At 68.2% G+C, this 23,752-nt stretch carries 26 protein-coding genes and 2 rRNA genes; 7 read left to right on the top strand and 21 right to left on the bottom strand.

The window, feature by feature from the left end; genetic code table 11:
• Positions 1–16: 16 nt before the first annotated feature.
• From AB0K82_RS01905 to AB0K82_RS01885, 5 genes are all read right to left on the bottom strand, one after another.
• Positions 17–931 (bottom strand): C40 family peptidase, encoded by a 915-nt coding sequence (locus AB0K82_RS01905; protein WP_364391554.1) that lies wholly within the window; start codon positions 929–931, stop codon positions 17–19.
• A 109-nt stretch (positions 932–1,040) separates the two neighbouring features.
• Positions 1,041–1,778 carry a VOC family protein gene (locus AB0K82_RS01900; RefSeq protein WP_364391552.1) on the bottom strand — a complete coding sequence of 246 codons (738 nt, stop codon included), beginning with the start codon at positions 1,776–1,778 and terminating at the stop codon, positions 1,041–1,043.
• Between the two features lie 76 nt (positions 1,779–1,854).
• Positions 1,855–2,472: a GPP34 family phosphoprotein gene (locus tag AB0K82_RS01895; RefSeq protein WP_364391550.1), complete on the bottom strand. Its 618-nt coding sequence runs from the start codon at positions 2,470–2,472 to the stop codon at positions 1,855–1,857.
• A 65-nt stretch (positions 2,473–2,537) separates the two neighbouring features.
• A complete protein-coding gene (locus tag AB0K82_RS01890; protein ID WP_364391548.1) occupies positions 2,538–2,741 on the bottom strand; it encodes a hypothetical protein in 204 nt (67 codons plus the stop codon).
• A complete protein-coding gene (locus AB0K82_RS01885; protein WP_364392131.1) occupies positions 2,738–3,607 on the bottom strand; it encodes an SPFH domain-containing protein in 870 nt (289 codons plus the stop codon). The genes AB0K82_RS01890 and AB0K82_RS01885 overlap by 4 nt, the downstream gene beginning before the upstream one ends.
• A 129-nt stretch (positions 3,608–3,736) precedes the next feature.
• Between AB0K82_RS01885 and AB0K82_RS01880 the strand changes: the two genes are divergently transcribed.
• A complete protein-coding gene (locus tag AB0K82_RS01880; RefSeq protein ID WP_364391546.1) occupies positions 3,737–6,271 on the top strand; it encodes a DUF3516 domain-containing protein in 2,535 nt (844 codons plus the stop codon).
• Positions 6,272–6,281: 10 nt separating this feature from the next.
• On the opposite strand, the gene AB0K82_RS01875 is transcribed toward AB0K82_RS01880, so the two are convergent.
• Positions 6,282–7,718, bottom strand: a complete 1,437-nt coding sequence (locus AB0K82_RS01875; RefSeq protein WP_364391544.1) for a trehalose-6-phosphate synthase — start codon at positions 7,716–7,718, stop codon at positions 6,282–6,284.
• 228 nt (positions 7,719–7,946) lie between these two features.
• Between AB0K82_RS01875 and AB0K82_RS01870 the strand changes: the two genes are divergently transcribed.
• A complete protein-coding gene (locus tag AB0K82_RS01870; RefSeq protein ID WP_364391542.1) occupies positions 7,947–8,705 on the top strand; it encodes a hypothetical protein in 759 nt (252 codons plus the stop codon).
• Between the two features lie 32 nt (positions 8,706–8,737).
• A complete protein-coding gene (locus AB0K82_RS01865) occupies positions 8,738–9,583 on the top strand; it encodes an MBL fold metallo-hydrolase (RefSeq protein WP_364391540.1) in 846 nt (281 codons plus the stop codon).
• Here AB0K82_RS01865 and AB0K82_RS01860 read toward each other — a convergent pair.
• From AB0K82_RS01860 to AB0K82_RS01820, 9 genes are all read right to left on the bottom strand, one after another.
• Positions 9,541–10,161, bottom strand: coding sequence for a DUF1349 domain-containing protein (locus AB0K82_RS01860; RefSeq protein WP_364391539.1), 621 nt, complete (start codon positions 10,159–10,161; stop codon positions 9,541–9,543). The genes AB0K82_RS01865 and AB0K82_RS01860 overlap by 43 nt on opposite strands.
• A gap of 96 nt (positions 10,162–10,257) precedes the next feature.
• Positions 10,258–10,686 (bottom strand): hypothetical protein, encoded by a 429-nt coding sequence (locus tag AB0K82_RS01855; RefSeq protein ID WP_364391538.1) that lies wholly within the window; start codon positions 10,684–10,686, stop codon positions 10,258–10,260.
• A 38-nt stretch (positions 10,687–10,724) separates the two neighbouring features.
• On the bottom strand, positions 10,725–11,243 hold the full coding sequence (locus tag AB0K82_RS01850) for a MarR family winged helix-turn-helix transcriptional regulator (RefSeq protein WP_364391537.1): 519 nt from the start codon (positions 11,241–11,243) through the stop codon (positions 10,725–10,727).
• Positions 11,244–11,347: 104 nt separating this feature from the next.
• Complete coding sequence (locus tag AB0K82_RS01845; protein WP_364391536.1) at positions 11,348–13,906, bottom strand: MFS transporter; 2,559 nt, start codon at positions 13,904–13,906, stop codon at positions 11,348–11,350.
• Positions 13,907–14,176: 270 nt separating this feature from the next.
• Positions 14,177–14,461 (bottom strand): hypothetical protein, encoded by a 285-nt coding sequence (locus AB0K82_RS01840; RefSeq protein ID WP_364391534.1) that lies wholly within the window; start codon positions 14,459–14,461, stop codon positions 14,177–14,179.
• Between the two features lie 15 nt (positions 14,462–14,476).
• Positions 14,477–14,605: a hypothetical protein gene (locus tag AB0K82_RS01835; RefSeq protein WP_364391531.1), complete on the bottom strand. Its 129-nt coding sequence runs from the start codon at positions 14,603–14,605 to the stop codon at positions 14,477–14,479.
• 118 nt (positions 14,606–14,723) lie between these two features.
• Positions 14,724–15,206: a YbjN domain-containing protein gene (locus AB0K82_RS01830; protein WP_364391529.1), complete on the bottom strand. Its 483-nt coding sequence runs from the start codon at positions 15,204–15,206 to the stop codon at positions 14,724–14,726.
• Positions 15,207–15,369: 163 nt separating this feature from the next.
• Positions 15,370–16,440, bottom strand: coding sequence for a thiamine-phosphate kinase (gene thiL / locus AB0K82_RS01825; RefSeq protein WP_364391527.1), 1,071 nt, complete (start codon positions 16,438–16,440; stop codon positions 15,370–15,372).
• Between the two features lie 37 nt (positions 16,441–16,477).
• Positions 16,478–17,011 carry a hypothetical protein gene (locus tag AB0K82_RS01820; protein ID WP_364391525.1) on the bottom strand — a complete coding sequence of 178 codons (534 nt, stop codon included), beginning with the start codon at positions 17,009–17,011 and terminating at the stop codon, positions 16,478–16,480.
• A 285-nt stretch (positions 17,012–17,296) separates the two neighbouring features.
• On the opposite strand from AB0K82_RS01820, the gene AB0K82_RS01815 reads away from it, so the two are divergent.
• Both AB0K82_RS01815 and AB0K82_RS01810 read left to right on the top strand, forming a co-directional pair.
• On the top strand, positions 17,297–18,064 hold the full coding sequence (locus tag AB0K82_RS01815) for a hypothetical protein (protein WP_364391522.1): 768 nt from the start codon (positions 17,297–17,299) through the stop codon (positions 18,062–18,064).
• Positions 18,057–18,710, top strand: a complete 654-nt coding sequence (locus tag AB0K82_RS01810; RefSeq protein ID WP_364391520.1) for a class I SAM-dependent methyltransferase — start codon at positions 18,057–18,059, stop codon at positions 18,708–18,710. The genes AB0K82_RS01815 and AB0K82_RS01810 overlap by 8 nt, the downstream gene beginning before the upstream one ends.
• Here AB0K82_RS01810 and AB0K82_RS01805 read toward each other — a convergent pair.
• Entirely contained in the window at positions 18,689–19,204 is a 516-nt protein-coding gene (locus AB0K82_RS01805; RefSeq protein ID WP_364391517.1) for an HIT family protein, read from the bottom strand. The two genes, AB0K82_RS01810 and AB0K82_RS01805, sit on opposite strands and share 22 nt — an antisense overlap.
• Positions 19,205–19,659: 455 nt before the next feature.
• A complete protein-coding gene (locus AB0K82_RS01800) occupies positions 19,660–20,298 on the bottom strand; it encodes a hypothetical protein (protein ID WP_364391515.1) in 639 nt (212 codons plus the stop codon).
• Between the two features lie 272 nt (positions 20,299–20,570).
• On the opposite strand from AB0K82_RS01800, the gene AB0K82_RS01795 reads away from it, so the two are divergent.
• Entirely contained in the window at positions 20,571–20,891 is a 321-nt protein-coding gene (locus tag AB0K82_RS01795; RefSeq protein WP_364391512.1) for a DUF1330 domain-containing protein, read from the top strand.
• A 101-nt stretch (positions 20,892–20,992) separates the two neighbouring features.
• Positions 20,993–21,376 (top strand): hypothetical protein, encoded by a 384-nt coding sequence (locus AB0K82_RS01790; RefSeq protein ID WP_364391510.1) that lies wholly within the window; start codon positions 20,993–20,995, stop codon positions 21,374–21,376.
• Between the two features lie 46 nt (positions 21,377–21,422).
• On the opposite strand, the gene AB0K82_RS01785 is transcribed toward AB0K82_RS01790, so the two are convergent.
• The 4 genes from AB0K82_RS01785 to AB0K82_RS01770 form a co-directional block, all read right to left on the bottom strand.
• On the bottom strand, positions 21,423–22,601 hold the full coding sequence (locus AB0K82_RS01785; protein ID WP_364391508.1) for a serine hydrolase domain-containing protein: 1,179 nt from the start codon (positions 22,599–22,601) through the stop codon (positions 21,423–21,425).
• Between the two features lie 222 nt (positions 22,602–22,823).
• Positions 22,824–23,024 (bottom strand): hypothetical protein, encoded by a 201-nt coding sequence (locus AB0K82_RS01780; protein ID WP_364391506.1) that lies wholly within the window; start codon positions 23,022–23,024, stop codon positions 22,824–22,826.
• 440 nt (positions 23,025–23,464) lie between these two features.
• A 5S ribosomal RNA gene (gene rrf, locus AB0K82_RS01775) occupies positions 23,465–23,581 on the bottom strand.
• An 81-nt stretch (positions 23,582–23,662) separates the two neighbouring features.
• Positions 23,663–23,752, bottom strand: a 23S ribosomal RNA gene (locus AB0K82_RS01770); the annotation flags it as partial.

Below are 23,752 nucleotides of genomic sequence, written 5' to 3'. Positions count from 1 at the left end.
CGGGGCCCAGCGCCGGTCAGCAGTCCGGTATGGGGCCACCGTTCACGTCGCGGGCCTCGTCGTTGCCCCAGCGGGACAGGTAGTAGGCCGAGACGTACGCGCCCCGGCCGTTCTTGCCGGGGTACGTACGGTCGAGGTCGGTGCGCAGCCACCAGTGGTTGTACTGCCCACCGCTGCCGACCTGCGCGCCCCACACCTTGCAGTAGACGTAGTTGTTCCCCTTGTTCAGCACGCCCTGGGCGTCGCCGGTGTTCGGCTCGCGGTAGCCGACGGCGTCGGCGAAGGTGTTCACCCAGTACTTCACCTGGCCGGGCTGTCCTCCGCCGCCCCCGCTGCCGTTGACCCGGACGGCGCCGGCGTAGTCGCCGCCGAGGCGGACCGGCGTCATCCGGACGTGCGTCCCGGACTGGAAGGCCTCGACCATCTGGCCGGCCCCGACGTAGATGGCGACGTGGTGCACCCACCCGCGCCCCCAGAACAGCAGGTCGCCGGGGAGAAGGGGACCGGTGCCCTGCGCAGGGGAGAATCGCGCGACGGCCTGCCCGGTATGGAATTGATTGTCGGCGGTGCCGTTGAGAATGTCGCGGCCGGTCGCCCGATAGTAGGCGTATCGCACCAATCCCGAGCAGTCGAATCCGAGCTTTTTCCCGTCGTCCTTGCTGGCCGGATCCTGACCGTCGTAATGGCCGTACGTCGCGCCGGGAACGGGACCGTGGCCGCCACCCCAGCTGTACCAGACACCGAGCTGCGAGCACGCGGCCCGCACCGCCTGCTGCGCCACCGGGGACGCCCCGGGCTGCAGCACGTCGCACCCGGTCACGGCCCGTACGGCCGGCCGGTCCGCCGCCCCGGCCGCCGGCCCGGTGGTCGTCGCGACCCCGACGACGATTCCCGCCATTCCGACGAACCCGGCGATATTCCGAATGGACATCCGAGCGCCCCCGATTTCCCGTCGCTGATCCTCCGCTCGCGCTCATTCCCCGCGATTGAATCAGCGAATCCCGGACCGTCGGTTCACCCGAGAACCATTCCAGGATTGGTCAGCGGGAGGTGAGGAGGCAGAACTCGTTGCCTTCGGGGTCGACGAGGACCCTCCAATGGAAGTCGGACTGGTCGATGCCCGGGTCGGTGGCGCCCAGGGTGCGCAGCCGGGCCTCCTCCGCCGCCATGTCGTCGCCGGGGTAGGGACAGACGTCGAGGTGGACGCGGTTCCACCCGGTCTTGGGGTCGGGAGTGCGGATGAACTCCAGGTAGGGGCCGACGGCCTTGGCGGAGCGCATGACCGCGCGGTCGTCGGTGACCTCGTGCAGGGTCCAGTCCATCGCCTCGTCCCAGAAGCGGGCCATGGCGCGCGGGTCGGCGCAGTCGACGACCACCGCGGCGATCGGGCCGGTGTCCTGGTAGACCGGCCGGGGTTCCAGGACGCAGAACTCGTTGCCCTCCGGGTCGGCCAGGACCGTCCAGGGGACGTCGCCCTGGCCCACGTCGGCGGGGGTCGCGCCGAGCTCCGTGAGGCGCGCGACCAGCTCCGCCTGGTGGGCGGCCGAGGTGGTGGCCAGGTCGACGTGCACCCGGTTCTTGACCGTCTTGGGTTCCGGGCGGTTGATGAGGTCGATGCAGACGGCGGTGGGGTCGGGGTAGGCGAAGTCGGCGGGTGTGAGGCTGGCGCCGAGGGGTTCCTCGATGTCGATGGCCCAGCCGAGCGCCTCCGCCCAGAAGCGACCGAGCGCGGAGGCGTCATGGGCCTTCATGTTGATTTGCACCAGTCTCGTCGCCATGCCGAAGATCCTAAACCGCCACCTGGCCGCCGCGAAGCCCCGCTGCCGGAAGCGGTGAGCGGCGAAGACGGCGGGGTCAGGCGCCGCTCGTGGTGATGGCGCGTTTCTGGCGCAGGTCGTGCTCCAGGGCGCGGGCGATCGGCCAGAGGGGGTCGGCGAGCTCCTCCAGGCGTTTGCGGTGCTCCCGCCGCTCGCGGCGGCTCAGTACGGTCGGCAACTCGCCGCGGGCGGCCAGGACGAGGGCGGCCGTCGTGCGGTCGTCGGGCTGCGCGGCGGGCCGCAGCACGGCCTTGACCTCCGCCGCGTACCGCTTGACCGGACGGCGTTCGCGCAGGTGGACCCGGTCGGGCAGGATCCGGCGCCGCTCGACCTTGATCCAGCGCTCGTTCTCCAGTTGGTCGCGCACCGCGCGGACGATGTGGCGTTCGTCGGCGCGGACCCAGCGCCGCCAGGACCGGGGCCGGGCGTCGGCGATCTGGCGCAGCACGGCGTCGAGGACCGGGTCGCCCGTCGGCCGGGCCGCGGTGACCTTGGCCTTGCCGTCCTCGTCGGCCAGCCGGCGCTCGAGGTAGAGGTCGGCCAGGGCGGCGGCGCGCAGCACGAGGCCGAGCTGGGTGCGCCCGGTCACCCGTTCCTTGTCCTGGTCGTAGGCGAGCAGGTAGAGCCGGGCGGGCAGCGATCGGGGCAGGTTCATGAGACCTCCTTCGTCGGCCTCATGACCAACACGGCTCTGTTCATTGATGCCCTCGCTTCGCTCGGTCATGGCTCTTCCTCCTTCGGAGGCCGGCCTGGTCTTCGCATGCGGGCGGCGTCGCGCGGCATCCGCCCCGCGTCCGCGAGCGCCCGGCGCAGCAGGAACTCGATCTGCGCGTTGGTGCTGCGCAGCTCGTCGGCCGCCCACCGGGCCAGGGCCTCGTGGACGGCCGGGTCGAGCCGCAGCAGGACCTTCTTGCGCTCCGTCACTGGTACAGGGACCCCGTGTTGACGACGGGCTGGGCGTCGCGGTCGCCGCAGAGGACGACGAGCAGGTTGCTGACCATGGCGGCCTTGCGCTCCTCGTCCAGGTCGACCACGTCGTGCTCGGCGAGCTGGTTGAGTGCGGTCTCGACCATGCCGACCGCGCCGTCGACGATGCGCTGCCGGGCGGCGACGACGGCCCCGGCCTGCTGGCGGCGCAGCATCGCCTGGGCGATCTCGGGGGCGTACGACAGGCGGGTGATGCGCGACTCGATGACCCGTACGCCCGCCGACTCGACGCGTGCGGCGATCTCCTCGGACAGCCTGCCGGTGATCTCGTCGGCGTTCTCGCGGAGGGACAGCCGCTCGTCGCCGTGCGCGTCGTAGGGGTAGATGCCCGCGATGTGGCGGACGGCGGTCTCGGTCTGGATCGCGACGAACTCCTCGAAGTCGTCGACCTCGAACACGGCCTTGGCGGTGTCCTCGACCTGCCAGACGACGACGGCGGAGATCTCGATGGGGTTGCCCTCGGCGTCGTTGACCTTGGTCCGCTCGGTCTCGTGGTTGCGGATCCGGGTGGAGATCTTCCGCCGGGTGGTCAGCGGGTTGACCCAGCGCAGGCCGTCCGTGCGGATCGTCCCGACGTACCGGCCGAGCAGCTGCACGACGCGGGCCTCGCCCGGCGCGACGGCGGTCAGCCCGACGGACACGAAGGCGGCGGCGACGATGAGAACGATCGCCAGCGCGATCAACACGGGCTGCCGGGTGAACAACAGGGCGACGGCGGCGGCGAGCGCCACGATGACCGCCCCCAGCATCGGCCAGCCCGAAACTCCGGCGGCGGTCCGCTCGCCGACCTTGGGCCTCGGCATCTCGACCTCGGTCACAGCTCCTCCAACGTGCTTACCGTGGTTTAGCAAAGTGATATCACTTTAAGCCGGACGAGTCCCCGGACGCAAGGCACGGTCCCGTGATTTGGCGGGGACGGGCAGTATTGACCTGTGCGCCTCATCGACCGTCTGCCCAAGGGATCCGACCCCGACGCCGTGTTCGAAGCCTTCAGCGAGTGGGTGACCGAGCGCGGGATCACGCTCTACCCCGCGCAGGAGGAGGCGCTCATCGAGATCGTCTCGGGCGCGAACGTCATCCTGAACACCCCCACCGGCTCCGGAAAGAGCCTGGTCGCGGCCGGGGCGCACTTCGCCGCGCTCGCCCAGGACAAGGTCACCTTCTACACCGCGCCCATCAAGGCCCTGGTGTCGGAGAAGTTCTTCGACCTGATCGACATGTTCGGCAGCGAGAACGTCGGCATGATGACCGGCGACGCGAGCGTCAACGCCGACGCGCCCATCGTCTGCTGCACCGCCGAGGTGCTGGCCAGCATCGCGCTGCGCGAGGGCGCCGACGCCGACATCGGCCAGGTCGTCATGGACGAGTTCCACTTCTACGCCGAGCCCGACCGCGGCTGGGCCTGGCAGATCCCGCTGCTGGAGCTGCCGCAGGCGCAGTTCCTGCTGATGTCGGCGACGCTCGGCGACGTGTCACGGTTCGAGGAGGACCTCACCCGGCGCACCGGCCGTCCCACGGCCGTCGTGACCTCGGCGCAGCGGCCCGTGCCGCTGAAGTACGAGTACCGCGTGACGCCGCTGCACGAGACGATCGAGGAGCTGCTGCAGGACCAGAAGGCCCCGATCTACGTCGTGCACTTCACGCAGGCCGCGGCCGCCGAGCGCGCGCAGGCGCTGATGAGCATCAACGTCTCCTCCAAGGCCGAGAAGGAGGAGATCGCCAAGCTGATCGGCGACTTCCGCTTCACGACGAAGTTCGGCCAGACGCTGTCCCGGCTCGTCCGGCACGGGATCGGCATCCACCACGCCGGGATGCTGCCGAAGTACCGCCGGCTGGTCGAGCGCCTGGCGCAGGCCGGGCTGCTCAAGGTCATCTGCGGCACCGACACCCTCGGCGTCGGGGTGAACGTCCCGATCCGCACCGTCCTGTTCACCGCGCTGAGCAAGTACGACGGCAGCCGGGTGCGGCGGCTGCGGGCGCGGGAGTTCCACCAGATCGCCGGGCGGGCCGGCCGCGCCGGGTTCGACGTCGTCGGGTACGTCGTGGCGCAGGCCCCCGAGCACGTCGTGGAGAACGAGAAGGCTCTCGCCAAGGCCGGCGACGACCCGAAGAAGCGCCGCAAGGTCGTGCGCAAGAAGGCCCCCGAAGGCTTCGTCGGTTGGGACGAAGGGGTGTTCGACAAGCTCATCGCCGCCGACCCCGAACCGCTGCAGTCGCGGTTCCAGGTCAGCCACGCGATGCTGCTCAGCGTCATCGGCCGGCCGGGCAACGCGTTCCAGGCGATGAAGAAGCTGCTCACCGACAACCACGAGGACCGCGCGAAGCAGCGCCGCCACATCTCCCAGGCGATCGCGATCTACCGCAGCCTGCTGGCCGGCGGCGTCGTCGAGCAGCTCGAGGAGCCGGACGAGGAGGGCCGGTACGCCCGCCTCACCGTCGACCTGCAGGAGGACTTCGCGCTCAACCAGCCGCTGTCGACGTTCGCGCTGGCCGCGATGGAGCTGCTCGACCCGTCCTCCCCGTCGTACGCCCTGGACGTGCTGTCGGTCATCGAGTCGATCCTGGAGAACCCGCGCCAGATCCTCGCCGCGCAGGAGAACAAGGCCAAGGGCGAGGCCGTCGCGCAGATGAAGGCGGACGGCGTCGAGTACGAGGAGCGGATGGAGCTCCTCCAGAACATCACCTATCCCAAGCCGCTGGAGGAGACCCTGAGCGGCGCGTACGAGATCTACCGGCGCGGGCACCCCTGGGTGGCGGACTACCCGCTGGAGCCCAAGTCGGTCGTACGCGACATGTACGAGCAGGCGATGACGTTCACCGAGTACGTCGCCTACTACCAGCTCGCCCGGACCGAGGGCATCGTGCTGCGCTACCTCGCCAGCGCGTACAAGGCCCTGCAGCAGACCGTCCCCGACTCGGTGAAGACCGAGGACCTGCAGGACCTGATCGAGTGGCTCGGCGAGCTGGTCCGCCAGGTCGACTCCAGCCTCCTCGACGAGTGGGAGCAGCTCCAGGCTGGTTTCACCCCCGTGGCTACGCCCCACCGCCCCCCGGAGACGGCCGAGGAGCACACCCGGATCGAGGAGACGCCCACCGTCGTCACCGCGAACGAGCGGGCGTTCCGCGTGCTGGTCCGCAACGCGATGTTCCGCCGCGTCGAGCTCGCCGCCCTCGAACGGTACGACGACCTCGGCGAGCTGGACGGCGAGGACGGCTGGGACGCCGACCGGTGGGCCGACGCCCTCGACGCCTACTTCGAGGAGCACGACGAGATCCAGACCGGGCCGGACGCGCGCGGGCCCAAGCTCCTGCAGATCGAGCGCGAGACGGACCTGTGGCGGGTCCGGCAGGTCTTCGACGACCCGGCCGGTCACCACGACTGGGGCATCAGCGCCGAGGTCGACCTGCGCGCCTCTGACGAGGCCGGCCGCGCGGTCGTGCACGTCACCGCCGTCGACCGCCTCTGAGCCGAGGGCGCTAGACGGCGGGTGCCACCTCCTCGACGGACCGTTCGGTCGCCTGCGGCCGTTCCAGGGACACGAGGAAGTCGTGCGCCCACCGGTCGACGTCGTACTCGATGACCCGCTTGCGCAGGGCCCGCATCCGGCGGTGCTGCTCGGCCGGGCTCGCCTTCATGGCGTCCAGCAGCGTCTGCTTCATGCCGTCGATGTCGTACGGGTTGACGAGGAAGGCGCGCTTCATCTCCTCGGCCGCCCCGGCGAACTCGCTGAGCACCAGGCTGCCGCGCAGGTCCGCGCGGCAGGCGATGTACTCCTTGGCCACGAGGTTCATGCCGTCGCGCAGCGGCGTCACCACCATCACGTCGGCGGCGAGGAAGAGGGCCGCCAGCTCGTCGCGCGTGTACGACGTGTGCAGGTAGTTGATGACCGGTGCGCCCAGCTCGGAGTAGAGGCCGTTGGCCCGGCCGACGAACAGCTCGATGTCGTCGCGCAGCAGGCGGTACTGCTCGACGCGTTCCCGGCTCGGCGTGGCGATCTGCACGAACACCGCGTCGCCGCTCTTCAGCCGGCCGTCGCGGAACAGCTCGCTGAACGCCTGCAGCCGCTGGCGGATGCCCTTCGTGTAGTCGAGACGGTCGACGCCGAGCAGGATCGTGGCCGGGTTGCCGAGGTCCTCGCGGATCTCCGCGGCCCGCTGCCGTACCTCGGGCCGGCCGATCAGGTCGATCAGCTCCTTGACGTCCACCGAGATCGGGAACGCCTCCGCCCGTATGACCCGGTCCTCGACGCGGATCTCGTTCCGATGGGTCTTCGCGCCCACCAGGCGTCTGCAGAGCCGGGAGAAGTTGGCGGCGGCGTCGGCGGTCTGGAAGCCGACCAGGTCCGCGCCGAGCAGGCCCTCGAGGATCTGCTTGCGCCAGGGGAGCTGGACGAACAGCTCCATCGGCGGGAACGGGATGTGCAGGAAGAAGCCGATGCGCAGGTCGGGGCGGAGCTCCCGGAGCATCTTCGGCACGAGCTGGAGCTGGTAGTCCTGCACCCAGACGATGGCGCCCTCGGCGGCGACCTCCGCGGCCGCCTCGGCGAACCGCCGGTTGACCCGGACGTACGCGTCCCACAGGGTCCGCTTGTAGACCGGGGTGGCGACGACGTCGTGGTACAGGGGCCAGAGAGTCGCGTTGGAGAACCCCTCGTAGTACCGCTCGACCTCCTCCGCGGACAGGCGGATGGGGACGAGGTCCAGGCCCTCGGCGCTGAACGGCTCGAGGTCCTCGTCCGGCGCGCCGACCCAGCCGACCCACGCGCCACCACGCCGCTGCATGACGGGAACGATCGCGGTCACCAGACCGCCGGGACTTCGCCGCCAGGACGCTTCGCCGTCCTCGTCGGCCACCCGGTCGACGGGCAGCCGGTTGGCGACGACGACGAACTCGTTCTTCGTGGATGTTGACATGCTGGAAGCTGGAACGTTAGAGGCTGACACGTTCCCCCTCCTCCCCAAATTTGACTGTTTCATCCGGTTCCGCCGGATTTCGGGATCGTCGTCACATCGACCGATCCCCGGCGAGGGACGCTCCCCCTCGCGGCGGAGCCAGAATCAGCCTGCGGTGTGAGGACGCGGAGCCGTCCTGGAGAGACCATTAAGCCCACGGTCAAGATTCCCTCCTCATGAGGTAATGCTGTGAGCAATGTCGGCGGGCTTCGCACCGGCCACGGCGCCGGGCGCCCCCGCCCCGCCTGGATCACGGGCACGGTCGCGGAGGCGCATCGGCTGACGGCCGAGCCGCTGGCGCGGCTGCGCCGTGGTCGGCTGCCGCTGGCGTTCGGCTCGGCCACGGCGGTGCTCGTCCTCTGGTCGCTGCACTTCTCCGCCCTGGGCACCTACGTCCTCCGGCTGATCAGTGACGTCTCCGCCTCCACTCCGTTCTACCTCGTCATCGTCCGGCTACCCGCCTCGATGTACGCGCCGGCGCCCAACCTTCCCGTCTGGGGCTCGCTGCTGCAGGTGTTCGCGGTCTTCGGGATCGCCGAGGCGTGCGTCGGCCGGCGCCGTACTCTCACGGTCGCGCTGACCGCCACGTTCCTGTGCACGCTCAGCGGCCGGATCATGTGCTACCTCGGGCCGGGCACCGTCGTCGGCCTGCCGTGGATCTCCCGGTACGTCTCCGACACCGGCCCGTCGGCGGCGGTCGTCGCCCTCGTCGCCTACGTCTGCTGCGTCCGCCGCGCGCCGCGGGCGCTGACCGTACTGCTCACCTCGATGGTCACCGAGGTCACCCTGCTACCGAACCTCGCCGGCCGCGAGCACGTCGTCGCCATCGCCCTCGGCATCATCGCCGCCCTCTCGGTGCCCGCCGCCAGGCGGCTCCGCCGGGCGTCGCGGGGTGCCCTATCCCCGGACTCAGGGATCGTCACGGATGATCACGCTGTCCTACCATGAGGCGGCTGCCGGCGACGTCCTGGAGGGTCCGCGTGCGTGTCCATCACTTGAACTGCGGCACGATGCGGCCGTTCGGCGGGCGGCTCCTCAACGAGAGCGGTGACCGGACGACGGCGCGGTGGGTCTGCCACTGCCTGCTGATCGAGACCGACGACGGCCTCGTGCTCGTCGACACGGGGATCGGGACGCAGGCCGTCGCCCGGCCGAAGGAGATCCTCGGCCGGCCGTTCGTCGCGATGAGCCGGCCGCGGCTCGACGTCGCGGAGACCGCCGTCCGGCAGATCGCGGCGCTCGGCCACTCCGCCGCCGACGTCCGTCACATCGTGCTGACCCACCTCGACGTCGACCACACGGCCGGGCTGATCGACTTCCCGGAGGCCGAGGTCCACGTGCACGCCGCCGAGCTGGACGCCGCGCGGCGGCCGGTGACCTGGTTCGAGCGCGAGCGTTACCGGCCCGTGGTGTGGTCGCACCGGCCGCGCTGGGTCGAGCACCAGGACGGCGGCGACCGCTGGCACGGCTTCGAGTCCGTACGCGGCCTGCCCGGCGGGCTGCTGCTCATCCCGCTGGTCGGGCACACCCGCGGCCACGCCGGCGTCGCGGTCGACACCGGCGACGGCTGGATCCTGCACGCCGGGGACTCCTACTTCCACCACGACCAGGTCGAGTCGGGCGGCTGCCCGCCGGGCTCGCGGCTCTTCCAGACGTTCGTCCAGGCGGACCGTACGACACGGCTGCACAACGTCGACCGGCTCCGGGCACTGGCCCGGAGCGGTGACGTCACGATGTTCTCCGCGCACGACCCCGTCGAGCTGGAACGACGGAGGGCGGCGACTCAGGAGCCGTCGCGCAGCTCCATCAGGCGCCTCGGCTCGTAGTCGATCGCGTCGAAGGCCGCGGTGCAGCCGGTGCCCGTGGGCGACTGCGCCGAGAAGCCGTACGAGGGGGTCGTCCGCTCCGAGGCGTACAGCGCGAAGTGGCGGATGAGCCGCCAGTACACGCCGTCGGTGGAGGCGTGGAAGGCGTACGCGGTGCCGACCCGCGCCACCCGCAACCAGACATGCCCGTCGTCGACGACGAAGGAGTTGCAATCGTCGGAGGTGCCGCGTGTCACCACGGACACCACCATGGGCTCACGCTGCGGGGACAGCTCGAAGGCCAGCTTGGCCCAGGCGCGGTCATTGAGCCACACGAGCAGCGCGCCCGCGTCGAACGTCGACTCGAAGCCGACCTGGACGCGGGCGCTGAGCAGGAAGTCACCCTCCGCACAGGCGAGAAGGTGCGGCGCGTTCATCTTCACGGCCGTACGCTCTGGGTCGATGAACAGGTCCGTGTCCGGGCCGGCGGAGATCTCCAGTCCGTCGTCCGTCATCCGGTAGGAACTGGCCGGCTCTCCATCCCACCGCAACGACACGGGGATGCGGGGGATGCCGAGCTGCCCGACTGCTTGCGCCACACCGTCTCCTTCAGATTCGCGAGCCGCCGTATTTTGGAGCGATCCCAAACAGACGGTAGGCCGCGACCGGAGGTTCGTACAGAGTTCGTCGAGCGCTCATTTCTTCAGCGTGTAGCGGCACTGGGCGACCTTGCCGGTCTTCTTGACGACGACCTTCCCGTCGACCGTGATGCTGCAGGTCACGTCCGCCGAGGTCGAGCTGGCGAGGACGGCCAGCAGGTGGCCGGCCGGCACCTCGTCGGTCTTCTTCCACGGCAGCTTGACGTTGGTGGCGTTGCCGCTGGTCTTCGCGTTGTAGAGGATCCCGGGCAGCTCCCCGGTACCGAGCACCTCCAGGACGACCGCGTGAGCGCCGCCGACGGGCTTGGACGTCGGCTCCTCGGAGGTCTTCCCGCTGCCGGTGCTCGCCGTGTCGGTCGGCCGGGTCGTGGCGCTCTTCGCGTCGTCGCCCTTCGAACCGCCGCCGCAGGCGGTGGCCGACGCGAGCATCCCGGCAACGGTGCACATGATCAGTATTCGCCGCATCCGCCGAAGATTAGTGGCAACCGCGGGTTAATGGATCTTTACCCGATGGGGTCACAGGCGGCGGCGTCGGCCCGCGACCGGATCGGCTTCACGGCGGTCTCGGTGAGCCGGTTGAAGCGGGCCAGCATCGTGGCCAGGACGCGGACGTCCTCCACCGGCCAGGCCGCGAGGAGCTGATGGAAGCTGTCCTGGCGCGAAGCGCTGACGGCGTCCATCCGCCGGCGCCCCTCAGGGGTAAGGTCGAACAGGTGCGCCCGCCGGTCGCCCGGGTCGGGCCGCCGCTCGATCAGGCCGAGCTCCTCCAGCACCTTGAGCTGGCGGCTCATGGTGGCCTTGCCGACCTTGAAGTAGTCCGCGAGGTCGCTGGGGCGGGCCGGAGCGCACTCGCGCAGGCCCGCGAGCAGCCCGTACGCGGCGGCGTCCAGGTCCGGGTGGATCTCCCGCATGAACTCGTTCGACAGCGCTCGCGCGCGGCGCATCAGCACACCGAGCTCGTGCTCGAGCGCGTGGTACGCCTGGTCCTTTCCGGCGCTGATCGCGACTGGTGCTTCGGTCATCGCTCGCTTTCCTCGTGCCCCGGCGGTCCCCGTCGTGCCGTCAGTTCCAGGATGACAGGTCGAAACGACGACCGGGCCGGGGCGGGCCGGCCCGGTCATCGTGGTCAGTTGGTGGCGTGGCCGAGCCATACGTCGTGTTCGTCCACGTCATGACCGTTCAGGCTGACCGAGCTCGCCGCCGGCGCGTACCCGGTCGCGGTGACGGTGTACTGCCCGCCGGTCAGGTCGGTGAAGGAGTAGCGTCCGTCCGGGCCGGTCGTGGTGACGGCGACGACGTTGCCGGCCGCGTCGAGCAGGGTGACGCGGGCGTCCTCGAGCGGGCCGCGGCCGCGCGCCTGGACGGTGCCCGCGATGCGGACGCCGGGCTGCAGTTCGACGTCCTGCCGGGTCACCTTCGCCCCGCCGTCGCCGCCGACCTCGGTGAGCACCGCGGCCGGACGGTGTCCGTCGGCGCTGACCGCGACGGTGTACGTCCCGGCGACGACCTGGTTGAAGGAGTAGCCGCCCGCGGCGTCGGTCACGCCGCTCGCGACGACCTCGCCGCGGACGTCGGTCACGACGACCATCGCGCCGCCGATCGGCGAGCCGTTCGTGTCGCGCACGGTCCCGGTGAGCCCGCCGTTGCCGGCGAGGACCAGGTCGTAGTCGAGCGGCTGGTCGCCGGTCACCAGGGTGGCGGCCTGCGGGTCGTGGTCACCGGCCGCCGCGATCAGCACGTACGTGCCGCTGCCGGGGGTGCCGACCTCGTACCGGCCGTCCGTCCGCGCCGTCGCACGGCCGATCTGGCGGCCGCGCACGTCGATCAGTGTGATCGCGGCGTGCGGCACCGGGTTGCCCTCGGGGGTCCGGATGAAGCCGCGGATCACACCGCCGGCCGGCGTGCTCCCGTTGGAGGCGGCCGTCACGTCGGCCAGGGTCGTCATCGGCGCGGCCGAGGCGGTCGAGCCGTACTGTGCCGCGGCCGACTCGGCGACGGCCGGGGCCGCGCCGGGCTGGGTGGTGAAGGGACGGGTCGTGCCGTTCGCCACCGCCGCGGTCGCGGCGGCCGGCTGCCACTCCTCACGCCGGGCGTGCTGGCCGCGCGGGGCGGCCGGGGCGGGCTCGGGCTTCTGCTCCTCGGTGCGGGAGGTGCGCAGCGGCACCTCCTTGATGAACAGGATGGCGAGCAGCGCGACGAACGCGCAGGGGGCGGCGAACAGGAACACGTTGCCGATGCCGTGGCCGAAGGACGCCTCGACGACCGTGCGGACCGGGACGGGCAGCGCGGACAGCTTGGGGATGGACTCGCTGCCGCCGGCGGCCTGGTGGATGCCGAGGCGCGCCAGGCCGTCCGCCATGTAGTGCGTGACCCGGTTGGACAGCAGCGCGCCGAGCGCCGAGACGCCGATCGCACCGCCGAGGGTACGGAACAGCGCGACGGACGAGCTGGCCGCGCCCATCTGCTCGAGACGCACCTGGTTCTGCACGGCGAGGACGGTGTTCTGCATCGTCGTGCCGAGGCCGACGCCGATGAGGAACATGAAGATCGAGACTTCCCAGTACGCCGTGTCGTAGCGCAGCATGCTCATGAGGCCGTACCCGGCGGTCATGAGGATGCCGCCGGCGATCATGAAGGCCTTGTACCGGCCGGTGCGGGTGATGATCCGGCCGCTGATGGTCGACGCCAGGGCCAGACCCGCGATCATCGGCAGGGTCATGAGGCCGGCCTTCGTCGGCGAGTCGCCGCGGGCGAGCTGGAAGTACTGGCTGAGGAAGGTGGTGGCGCCGAACATCGCGACACCGATGAACAGGCTCGCCACCACCGCGAGGCTCATGGTGGGGTTGCGGAACAGCGGCAGCGGCACGATCGGCTCGGCGGCCTTGGACTCGGCGACGATGAAGATCAGGGCGAGCACCAGGGCACCGCCGACCATGACGCCGGTCTGCCAGGACAGCCAGTCGTACTTGGATCCGGCGAACGAGACCCAGATCAGCAGCAGCGACACGGCCGCGGTGAGCAGCGTGGCGCCGAGCCAGTCGACCTTGACCTTCCGCTTGGTGGTCGGCAGGTGCAGAGTCTTCTGCAGGACGATGAGGGCGATGACCGCGAACGGCACGCCGACGTAGAAGCACCAGCGCCAGCCCAGCCAGGACGTGTCGACGATGACGCCGCCGATCAGCGGGCCGCCGATCGTGGCCAGCGCGAACACCGCGCCCATGTAACCGGAGTAACGGCCGCGCTCGCGCGGCGCGATCATCACCGCCATGATCGTCTGGGCCAGGGCGGTCAGACCGCCGGCGCCGAGACCCTGCACCACGCGGGCGGTGATGAGCATCCCGGAGTTCTGCGACAGGCCGGCGATCGCCGACCCGATGACGTACACCAGCAGGCCGAGCTGGATGAGCAGCTTCTTGCTCATCAGGTCCGCGAGCTTGCCCCAGATGGGGGTGGAGATCGTGGTCGCGAGCAGGGTAGCGGTGATCACCCAGGTGTAGGCGGTCTGGCTCGCGTGCAGGTCGGCGGTGATCGTCGGAAGCGCGTTCGACACGACGGTCGACGACAGGATCGCGACGAACAGGCCGAGCAACAGACCGGACAGCGCCTCCATGATCTGCCGATGCGACATCGGGGCGTCCGATCCGTGGCCGGTCGCCCGCGCCTCGGCCGGTGCTGCGGTTGTCATCAAATTCCTTTCGCCCCCACCTACGGGGTGGGGTCGTTCGTACGGTGACCGCGCGATCGCGTCCGCGCGGGAGATCGTGGGGCCTCGCCGCCGCCGGTCAGGGCCTCGGTGCGCCGCCGATCGGGAGGGGGAGGTAGGGCATCATTTGCTTGCCTGAAGCAACCATAACCCCACTTGGTTGCCCTAAGCAACCTAATGTCCGCGCCGGCACGAAAAAAGGGCCGACCGGGCCGGGTGGCCGGTCGACCCTCGGGTCGGCGAAGGGGAAGGTCAGCCGCAGGTGGACGGGGATGTGTAGCTGTAGGAGCCGTAGGTGCCGCCGTAGACCATGCATCCGCCCTGCGGATCCGCCTTCAGCGGTCCGGCGTAGTACTTGAACGCCGCGGGGCCGTCGGTCTGCGTGCTCCCGCCCACGATCTGCAGGCGAGCCGAGATCTTGACTGAGTTACCGACGTACGCGCCCTGCTTGAGCGTCACCACACAGTTGGTCGGCCCGTTGTTGAGGAAGTAGACGCGCGCCTCACCGGCCTTGCCCAACGGCTGCGACTCGATCACCTGGAAGCCGGACCCTCAGATCTGCTCCGGCGTGTACGGCTGCGCCAGGATCTGCGCCTGCGCCGCGCTGGCCACGACCGCCGAAGCCGTCAGGGCCACGCCGATCCCCAGCCCCGCCGCGGCGATCCTCTGCATCCCGTCCATACCGCTCCCATCCATACCGACTCGTCGTCGAACGGACCGGACGCCCCGATCCTTCATGATCAACAATAAGCCCGATGATCACGGCCCCGGGAGAAGTGGAACCGAACGGCCGGTGGCCTCAGAGGGGCTCGCCGGCGAGGCCGGCGAGCGAGAGCCGCTGCGTCAGCCAGAGGTGGAACGACCCGGCCAGCCCGAGCCAGATGGTCGCCGACGCGGCGAACTGCTCACGGGTCACGCCGCCGTCGGTGCGCATCATCGCCTCACTGACGATGATCACACTGCCGTCGTCGTCGGTGGCGGTATAGCTCTTCAGCCCGGTGGTGTCGCGATTCCACTCGTCGAGGACCGCGCAGAGCGCCGGCTTGTCCTCGACGCCGAAGAAATGGTCGTAGATCGTACGGGCGGAGAAGACCTCGTCCTCGTCATGGATGGTGAAGAAGAGGCTGAAGCACGGCCAGCGCGTGCCCAGGCGGCCCCGGGTGTCCCGGAACGAGCTCACCTCCAGCTGGTCCAGCACCTCTTCCAGGAGCTCGACGTCGGGCCGGACCACACACGGGTGGGAGCCGCTGGAGGACGGGGTACTCGGAGGTTCGGCTTCCATGCGTGACTCCATTCTCGCGGACGGTAGTCAGATTCTGCCGCACCAACGCCTTTCAGTACGCGTTACCGGAACTTTGAGTGACGGACCCCACGACCACCCGAGGCCTCACTCGGGCGATCAGCACCCGAGTGCGCGGAATGTCACAAACCTCATCGCGCAGGCGTCAACTGGCGTGCCGCCAGGCCGCCCCAGGGAGATCTTCCATGGTGCCGTCCTTGCGGCGCAGCATGACCTCGCGGCTCGTGGTCGCGGTCCCGATCTCGACGAAGGACAGATCGTGCGCCGCGAAGCGGGCTCTGAGCCCAGGAAGATGCTCAGCCGGCATCGTGAATACCAGTTGGAAGTCCACGGAATCCCCGAGGACCAGATCTCTCGGCTCAGAGCCGCTGAGTACGGCGATCTCCGCAACGAGGTCAGCGACGGGGAGAGCGTCCTCATCCACCAGGAAGCCGACGCCGCTCTGCGCCGCGATCGACAGAATCGCGGCCTTCAGGCCGTCCGAGGAGTCCTGGCAACTCGTCACGACCCCGCTGGTGCTCAGGAGACGACCGTGCTCGACCAGGGCCTGGGGTCGTTTCCAGGCCGCCAGCAGGCAGCCTTCCTTCTCCGCGGAGATGCGAGTGCCGCCGGAATCGAAGTTGCCGAAATACCGTTGGGCGGCCGCGGCGAGACCCGTGAACCCAGTGACGCACAGCCGATCTCCTGAACGCGCACCATTTCGACGCAGCGTCCCACCGGATTCGACCGCGCCCAACGCACTGCCTGAAAGGATGAGGCGCTCAGCCGTACCGATGTCCCCGCCGACGTTCGGAGCACCGACCTCATCGCAAGCGGCCCGGACACCCTCGACGACCATACGGAACACCTCGTCGGGCATGGAACGCGGATACCTGATCACAGAGAGCAAGGCAACCGGCTGGGCGCCCATAGCGGCGATATCACTGAAGTTCGCCATTGCAAGGTAATAACCGACATCATACTCATTGAGGTAACCGAGCTCGTAGAGGCGGAACTTCGCTCCTCTTACATAGTCCGATCCGATGACCAACTCCTGTGGTCCGTTCACGCGGAAAACAGCACAGTCGTCCTGCGCATCGGCGCCAGCCAGAAGCTCGACCCTCTCGCCACCGGTGAGCTGAGTCCACCAGCCTTTGGCCTGATCGGCGAACAGGGGAGCGACGATTTCGGACAGGCGGGTCGGCTCGTCTGAAGCAACTCGGTGATCCACGACCATCTCCGTCTCCAGGCTCTCGCCACTCAACGCTTGTGGGTTATGAATCTATACGCCAGTCAGCTGTTGCAGCCATGGTGGCACGCAAGTGCTCTTTCCGGACAACGACGGCGTAATCCCATTCCGGATCGGGTATTCCCAGGACCGCACCGGCGACCGAACGCAGGTATTGGCGCCGCCTTGCCTGGCCTACGCCGTACAACCTACTCCGATAGCGGTCCGCGCAGTAGAAGTAGGTCACGTCTTGCCCCATGGCCGCCAGATCCCTCAGCCCACCTAACTCGGTCCATGCCAGACCATCCCCCTCCATGACCTGATGAATCGCGTCTAACCCAAGGGGAAGTACGTGCCAATGGGCGTGAGTGATGCAAGAAGAGCCTTCCATCCCATACGATGAGCCGTGTTCCAGTATGACCGGATCACCGAAGGTCGCGCGGTACAGGCCGAAAAGCTGATTCTTGACGTCCTTAACCTCGACTTCGTGATCGCGAATGACTCCGGCGAAGCTGAGATAGTGACGATCTGCAACAACTAGGAGGTGACCAACGCACAGTGGTGACATGTCCGCCAGCACGCGCAGATGCTTACCGCGATAGATGAGCCGACTCTCCGGGCACCCGGCGTAGACCCGATGGAACTCCGTGTCCGTCCCACCCGCCAACTCTTCGCAAAAATCCGCACCTCGACAGACATCGTCTATTGGTTCAATCATTAACTCCCCCAATTTCGGACGCACACGCTCCAGGAACCCGGTCAGCCGAAAGTGAAGCGATAGAGGCACTTCGCGGGGGATGCTAATGCCGAACCAACATCACGTACATCACTCGGTAGATAGAAAACCCTGAGAAGGGGTGATGGCATGCGCCAGGGGACCGCGCGGACCATCGACAGAACGATCCTTCTAGCGGCAACGCTATGCTTGGCAGCGAAACAGTACGACGTACCGTCGAGAAGGTTCTGGAGTGAAGCGCTCACAGGACGGTCGTACATCACTGTGGTTCTTATCGTAGTTGTGGGTGTCTTTGGCACGCTTACGCCCATCGAAGCGTTGTCCCGGAGAAAGCATCTCGCACAGGGTGTCACGATTCGCCGTCAAATTTTGACCGCTTTCGGCCAACTACTTGACATTGGCCGAGCGATCAACCCGCCCATTGACATCAGTGATCTGGCACTGCACGTCTGGCGCAAAGAACGTACCCTGCGGCACCCATGGAGAGGGCAGCTGACGAGAGTCGCCACCTATCGTCTGGGCTCGACACCAGCGACTCGCGCCATCCAGCCCACTCCCGGCTTCGGCGTGGTCGGCCAGTGCTGGCGACACAACAGCGAAGTGAACGTTAACGTCGAAGAGCTATCGAAAGTGCTCACAGACGAGCAGAAGTTCAACGAGTACCGCAAACGGAACGGCGAGGATGCCGTCATGGAATTCTCATGGCGCGATTTCCAGCGCTTCAAACATCGAGGTGCGGTGTTCGCGTCGCCCGTCAGAAACGGCCGTTCAAATTTCATCGGATGTGTCAGCCTCGACGCCGAACACGGTTACCCTGAGCTGAACTGCCCTCGAACATGGCACGAGCTCAACTCTCTCTGCGTTCTTCTAGGCCAAGATGGGTTTCAGCATGTCTGACGACCGTCCTAGCTCTCAGCAGGCTATAGCGGCTACCTGCCGGGCTTACGAGACGCACTGCCGCGACTACGCGGCAGCAACGTCGGGATACGACGCCTATCCCGGCCTGAAAGATGAGGTTGTCGCCTTCGAAAAAGAGGTCCAAGAAACCTTGCCCGTATTGGACTTGGGATGCGGCGGGGGACGAGACAGCCGACTATTGGCCGGCCTGCACAGGCAGGTTGTCGCCGGAGACATATGCAGCGGCATGCTGACGACGGCGCGGGAGCTGTCCGCCGATCAGCCTGATGCGATCGGCTTCGTCAGGCTCAACACCATCCGACTACCGTTCCGCGATGGCGTGTTCGGTGGCACCTGGGCCTGCGGAAGCCTACTCCACTTGCCTTCTTCGGCGATCCCGCAGGCATTGGCCGAGGTCAGGCGGACACTTCGGCCTGGCGGCGTCACAGTGATCAGCATGAGGTCCGGCCAGGGGGAAGGCTGGCGAGAGGGTGGCACCCTCGAGGGTCGCCGATGGTTCACTTTTGTCGATTCGGACCACTTTTCTGCCACCATGACCGCCGCCGGATTCTGCGATGTTCGGGTCGACTTCAGCGGGCGAGAAAATTGGTTCGTCGCCACCGGCTACCGCAGGTCCGATTTTTGACTCGGCTTTGCCGCATCGGAAGCCCAACTGTCCGGGTCACAGTTGGGCGCCGCTCGTCGGATACCGCCGCGCGGATCCGCTACGTCACCCTCATGGCGGGGTATCAAGTGAATGTGGAGGTGATCGATGCTGCGCCCGGCAGCGGTTCCCTCATTGATGCCGATCGTGTAGCCGTCAGGATTATATTTCCCATCCAACATGCATCGGGCTTCGAGTAGGAGAGAGTAGGCCTCCGTGATCTCTTCCATACTCAGATCAAAGAAAGATTCAACGTGCCGTTTCGGCACGATCTCCAAGTGGCCATCCGCTGCCGGGAAATTGTCATAACGAGCAAAGAATCCTGAATTTTCACAAGCGATTTGATTCAGCTCAGAATCATCCCGCAGGCAGAAGATGCAGCCCTCAGCGTCCGAGTCATTCGACTGGTGGTCCTGCACGTTGCCCGAGGACCCAGCAACTCGTTGACCCACGATGTGCCGCATGAACGCGGCCATCGCGGAAAGCAAACCCCTTCGCTCTCGACCGGACGGACGAGGCAGACAGGGATGAGCATCCACGACAGACATCCTGCTCCTTCGCTGCTCGGCTGAGGCGGTTGTTCCCAGTGTGCCTGAGGTTCCTGAGAAACACTCGGCTTTTCGACGTTCTCACTAAGCCGACCATGCATCGCGAGGACAAGGGACAGGAGTTTTCGGATCAACGAGGCGGACGGTCATCTATCAGGCCGACAGCCAAGCATCCGCAGAAGAACTGTGAATCTCCACAAGTGCGGCGCTATCGTACTTCTTATCGGCGTTACGCACCGTCTGGTGCGCCGAGGCGGCTCCGCACAATGGATGCGGCACTCAAGACGCGGCGCACTGAAAGACGTCTCTGAGCGACGGTTCGTGCGGCCGCACCTGTTGCGCATGCGACCGCTTCTCGCTCATCGGTGTGGGCCGGGGGGCGCTCAGTGCTGGTTCGGGGCCATGCAGAGCACGTAGCCGTCCTTGCTGGTGCCCTTCCAGAAACGGACGGTCGCGGACGGGAACTGGCCGCAGATCCCCTTGCCGTCGCCGGGGAGATTCTCCTTGATGTCCAGGCTGATCTTCGACACGTGCTCGACCTTGCCGACGACCTTGTAGCCGGCGTTCGCGTCCGTGCAGCCGACCTTCTTGATCTTGTCGTCGCGGCTCTGGGTCGCTCCGCTCGTCACCCGCTCGACGCAGTCCCCGACGGCCACGTCGTCGCTGTGCGACGAGAGCCGGCTGACCACGATCAACCCGATCAGGAGGACGAGCGCGATCGGCACGACCAGGAGCGCGCGCTTCCGGCGCTGGGCGGGCGTCGGGCCGCCGAACGGCATCTGCGGCGGCGCGCCGTACGGGCCTGGCTGGTACGGGCCGGATGGCGGGTACGGCGCCTGCGCGCCGGGCTGACCGTACGGCGGCTGCCCACCCGGCTGACCGTACGGCGCCTGCGGGCCGGTCATTCCGGGGCCGGGAGGTGGAGGCTGCGTCCCGTACGGCGCGGGCCCCGGCCCGGGCGGCGGCGCCGGGTTGGACGGCTGCCAGTTGGGCGAGGACGGCTGGCCGTACGGTTCGGACATGGGCTCCTCCTGGACTGCGCGCGGGGAGGCCGCCGATCACCGGCCCTCCCGGAATGATCGCCCCGGCCGCGCTCTTCGAGCGGATCGAGCCGGGGCCGACGGGATTCTCCCATGATCCGCCTCGGGCGCTCACACTTTCGCGGACCCGACCGTGCTGCGCGTAGTCCGTCGCATTACCTGTCGCGTAATCGCTCAGCGTCGCGGTGACCGGCCAGACTGACGTCGTCAGCGAATGCGGATCTCGTTCCGCTAGCGAAGGATCGGGAGGAATCATGGCCGGATACGCCATCGCGCACCTGCACGACGTCACCGTGGGCCCGGAACTCATCGAGTACCTCGAGCGGATCGACGCGACCCTGGAGCCGTACGGCGGCCGGTTCATCATCCACGGTGCCCGGCCCGACGTACGGGAGGGCGACTGGTCGGGCGACCTCATCATGATCGAGTTCCCCGACCTGGGAGCGGCCCAGGCCTGGTACGAGTCCCCGGCCTACCGCGAGATCATCCCGCTGCGCGCGAACAACTCCCGGGGCGCCCTCCTGCTCATCGACGGAGTCGACCGCGACCACCGCGCCACCGACATCCTGGCCTGATCGACTTCTGGCGGATCGCAGGAACCACAGCAGCCTCAGGACTGTCGAATAGGGGTCCGGAACGCCCTCGGGCGGCCCACCGACCATGAAGGATCCCATCAGTGACGCAGACCCCTCTTCGCCTCGCTGGAGCACTCGCTCTGACGACCGCTCTGGCGCTCTCGGCCGCCGCGTGCGGCAGCGGGGACAAGAAGGCCGCGTGCGGCAAGCTGCAGAACACCATCCGGGAGACGACGCGCACGGGCATGACCCAGGTCGGCGACCCGAACGCGTTGGCGCAGACGTACACCAACGCCGCCGCCAAGATGCGGCAGCAGGGCAAGGACTCCGGCGACGGCGACGTCCAGAAGGCGGCGGACCACGCGGCGTCCTCGATGGAGCAGCTCGCCGGTCAGGTGAAGCAGGTGGCCGGCGGCAACCCACAGCTGCCCGACAATTCCGGCCTCATCAGCGCGGGCAAGGAACTCAAGCAGGCCTGCGGCTGATCACGTCGTAGCCCCGACACCGAGACGGATGCGGCGCGGACCGCCTTCAGCGGGTGCCGCAGAAGGCGGTGTCGACCGTCTTCTGGATCGCGTCCAGGATCTGTGCGGTGTGGGGGTCGGAGAGGTCGCGCAGGGTCACGGACAGGGTGATGCCCCGATGCCCGTCGGCGGTGTGCAGGCTCTGGCTGCCGAAGCCGACGATGCCTCCGTCGCGGCCCCAGACCGTGACGCCGCAGGCGAGCCGCATGCTGGATATGCCCAGGCCGTCCGCCTCCCTGGCCGAGCCGCCGTCGGGAATCGGGACCGTCTTCTTCATCTCGGCGAGCCACGCCGCGGGCAGCAGCCGGCCGCCGAGCAGCGCGGTGTAGAACCGGTCGAGGTCGCCGGTGGTGGAGATGATCCGGCCCGCGGGTCCCGTGATCGAGGGGTTCATCCGGGTGATGTCCACGGCCCGGCCGTCGATCTCCATGTACCCGTGCGCGTGCGGGCCGGGAATGTCGGGGTCACCGTAGGGCGCGGTCGTGTCGTGCAGCCCCAACGGCCGTACGATCCGGCGGGTGATCTCGTCCTGCCAGGACCGGCCGGTGACCTTTTCGATGACGAGACCGGCCAGCACGTAGTTCGTGTTCGAGTAGTGCCAGCCCGTGCCGGGCGGGAAGTACCGCGGAAGCGCGACGCCGCTGCGGGCGAGCTGTTCGGCCGGGAAGGTGTGGAACCGCACCTTCTGCAGGAACTCCCGGCCGGCTATCGGATAGGTCCTGGTGTCATCGAGGTAATCGGCGATCCCCGAGGTGTGGTTCAGGAGCTGCCGCAGCGTGATGTGCTGCCCGCCGGGCACCAGGCCGGGCAGGTACCGCTCGACCGGATCGTCCAGGCCCATCCTTCCCTGCGCGGCGAGTTCGAGCAGGACCGTCGCGGTGAACGACTTGGTGATGCTCCCGATCCGGAAGCGTCCCTGCCGGGGCACCGGTTGCGCGCCACCCAGCCGGGCGTGCCCGCTGACACCCCGCCACCGGCCGTCGGGACCGATCACTTCGGCCTGCGCCCCCACCGCCCCCGCGGCCGTCACCGCGTCCAGCGATCGCTGCAGTTGCCCTTCCTGGGTCGGCGAGACCGACGCCCGGCCGTCAGCGGCACGTGCCGAAGTGATCGGCACCGCCAGCGCGGTCAGGCAGGCCGCCCACACGGTCACGGCCCGCCAGCGGACCTTCGCACGCGCGTCCATCAGATGCCTCCTGTGAGTACGTCGAATGCCACGGCAGCACTCAACGCCCTCACGGCCCGCGCCGGCGTCCCCATGCCGGGGGAACCTGGGCTTCCCTCCATAGGGTGATGACATCGCCTCAACGGATACCGCAGCGGGAGCCGGAGCCGCCGCAGCGGTTTCGTCCCCGAGGATTCGTGGCCCGGTGACCGCCCGCGCGTGTGACGCCGGGCGAGCGCGGGTTCAGCGGTCGCCGTGGTTGGTCGGGCAGACGACGTGCAGGGTGGCGCCGTTCGGCACGTCGTGGAGGAGCTGGTTCACGTGCGGTTCGGTCTGGACCGCCGGGCCGTCGCCGTCCGCGCCGGTCACCTCGTACGGGTGCGACGTGCCGGCGGTGTACCGCGGGGTGTGCGCCACCGCCCGGTCGCCGATCGGCCCGCGCACGGCCTGATGCTCGAACGCCCCGAGACAAAGCAATACGGAAACCAGTCCGCAGCAGGACGAGGAGGCCGCCTCGGCGAGCAGCGGGGCGGAGTTGCGCACGGCGGTACGGCGCGCTGTGTCCGCGGCCCTGTCTGCCGTCTCCTGTGTGCGGAAAACTCGGTGACCGCGGTTCAGAAAGGGCCTAAAGCTCGCAGGCCCGTGCTGTGGGCGGGACTTTCTCCGAGCAATCGGAGCGATCCTCCACGAGCGCCCTGGGGACCCAACGGACGATCCGCACGAGTTGCCTATCTGGGCGGGCCGCTGTCTGCAGGCGGTGTCTACTCTGAGGAGAATTATCTTCTCAGAGTAGACACCGCGGAACGGCGTGCCTGGTCTCGGAGGCTCCATAAACGCAGGAAAGCCCGCCAGATACCTGGCGGGCTTTCCTGATCTATGTAAGTGTCCGGCGGCGTCCTACTCTCCCACACCGTCTCCAGTGCAGTACCATCGGCGCTGAAGGGCTTAACTACCGGGTTCGGAATGGGACCGGGTGTTTCCCCTTCGCCATAACCACCGAAACGATCAAATGAGACCGAACGGGGTCAGTGTTCCCGGCCGTGTCCCGGGAACCGCATAGTGAACGCGAACAAAAACGAGTGTGTGTCAAGCCACTCGGCCTATTAGTACCGGTCAACTCCACACCTCACAGTGCTTCCATCTCCGGCCTATCAACCCAGTCGTCTAGCTGG

Origin of the sequence: Actinoallomurus sp. NPDC052274, assembly GCF_040679475.1 — a bacterium.
GTDB classification, from domain to species: domain Bacteria; phylum Actinomycetota; class Actinomycetes; order Streptosporangiales; family Streptosporangiaceae; genus Actinoallomurus; species Actinoallomurus liliacearum.
The sequence above is the reverse complement of the archived record's forward strand: the minus strand, read 5'-3'. Positions and strand labels throughout refer to the sequence as shown.

What these genes read in the sequence shown, in the direction of transcription:
- AB0K82_RS01905 (WP_364391554.1), bottom strand. Translation starts at nt 931, where the DNA reads ATGTCCATTCGGAATATCGCCGGGTTCGTCGGAATGGCGGGAATCGTC.
- AB0K82_RS01900 (WP_364391552.1), bottom strand. Translation starts at nt 1,778, where the DNA reads ATGGCGACGAGACTGGTGCAAATCAACATGAAGGCCCATGACGCCTCC.
- AB0K82_RS01895 (WP_364391550.1), bottom strand. Translation starts at nt 2,472, where the DNA reads ATGAACCTGCCCCGATCGCTGCCCGCCCGGCTCTACCTGCTCGCCTAC.
- AB0K82_RS01885 (WP_364392131.1), bottom strand. Translation starts at nt 3,607, where the DNA reads ATGCCGAGGCCCAAGGTCGGCGAGCGGACCGCCGCCGGAGTTTCGGGC.
- AB0K82_RS01875 (WP_364391544.1), bottom strand. Translation starts at nt 7,718, where the DNA reads ATGTCAACATCCACGAAGAACGAGTTCGTCGTCGTCGCCAACCGGCTG.
- AB0K82_RS01855 (WP_364391538.1), bottom strand. Translation starts at nt 10,686, where the DNA reads ATGCGGCGAATACTGATCATGTGCACCGTTGCCGGGATGCTCGCGTCG.
- AB0K82_RS01850 (WP_364391537.1), bottom strand. Translation starts at nt 11,243, where the DNA reads ATGACCGAAGCACCAGTCGCGATCAGCGCCGGAAAGGACCAGGCGTAC.
- AB0K82_RS01845 (WP_364391536.1), bottom strand. Translation starts at nt 13,906, where the DNA reads ATGACAACCGCAGCACCGGCCGAGGCGCGGGCGACCGGCCACGGATCG.
- AB0K82_RS01835 (WP_364391531.1), bottom strand. Translation starts at nt 14,605, where the DNA reads ATGGACGGGATGCAGAGGATCGCCGCGGCGGGGCTGGGGATCGGCGTG.
- AB0K82_RS01830 (WP_364391529.1), bottom strand. Translation starts at nt 15,206, where the DNA reads ATGGAAGCCGAACCTCCGAGTACCCCGTCCTCCAGCGGCTCCCACCCG.
- thiL (WP_364391527.1), bottom strand. Translation starts at nt 16,440, where the DNA reads ATGGTCGTGGATCACCGAGTTGCTTCAGACGAGCCGACCCGCCTGTCC.
- AB0K82_RS01815 (WP_364391522.1), top strand. Translation starts at nt 17,297, where the DNA reads ATGCGCCAGGGGACCGCGCGGACCATCGACAGAACGATCCTTCTAGCG.
- AB0K82_RS01810 (WP_364391520.1), top strand. Translation starts at nt 18,057, where the DNA reads ATGTCTGACGACCGTCCTAGCTCTCAGCAGGCTATAGCGGCTACCTGC.
- AB0K82_RS01805 (WP_364391517.1), bottom strand. Translation starts at nt 19,204, where the DNA reads ATGGCCGCGTTCATGCGGCACATCGTGGGTCAACGAGTTGCTGGGTCC.
- AB0K82_RS01800 (WP_364391515.1), bottom strand. Translation starts at nt 20,298, where the DNA reads ATGTCCGAACCGTACGGCCAGCCGTCCTCGCCCAACTGGCAGCCGTCC.
- AB0K82_RS01795 (WP_364391512.1), top strand. Translation starts at nt 20,571, where the DNA reads ATGGCCGGATACGCCATCGCGCACCTGCACGACGTCACCGTGGGCCCG.
- AB0K82_RS01785 (WP_364391508.1), bottom strand. Translation starts at nt 22,601, where the DNA reads ATGGACGCGCGTGCGAAGGTCCGCTGGCGGGCCGTGACCGTGTGGGCG.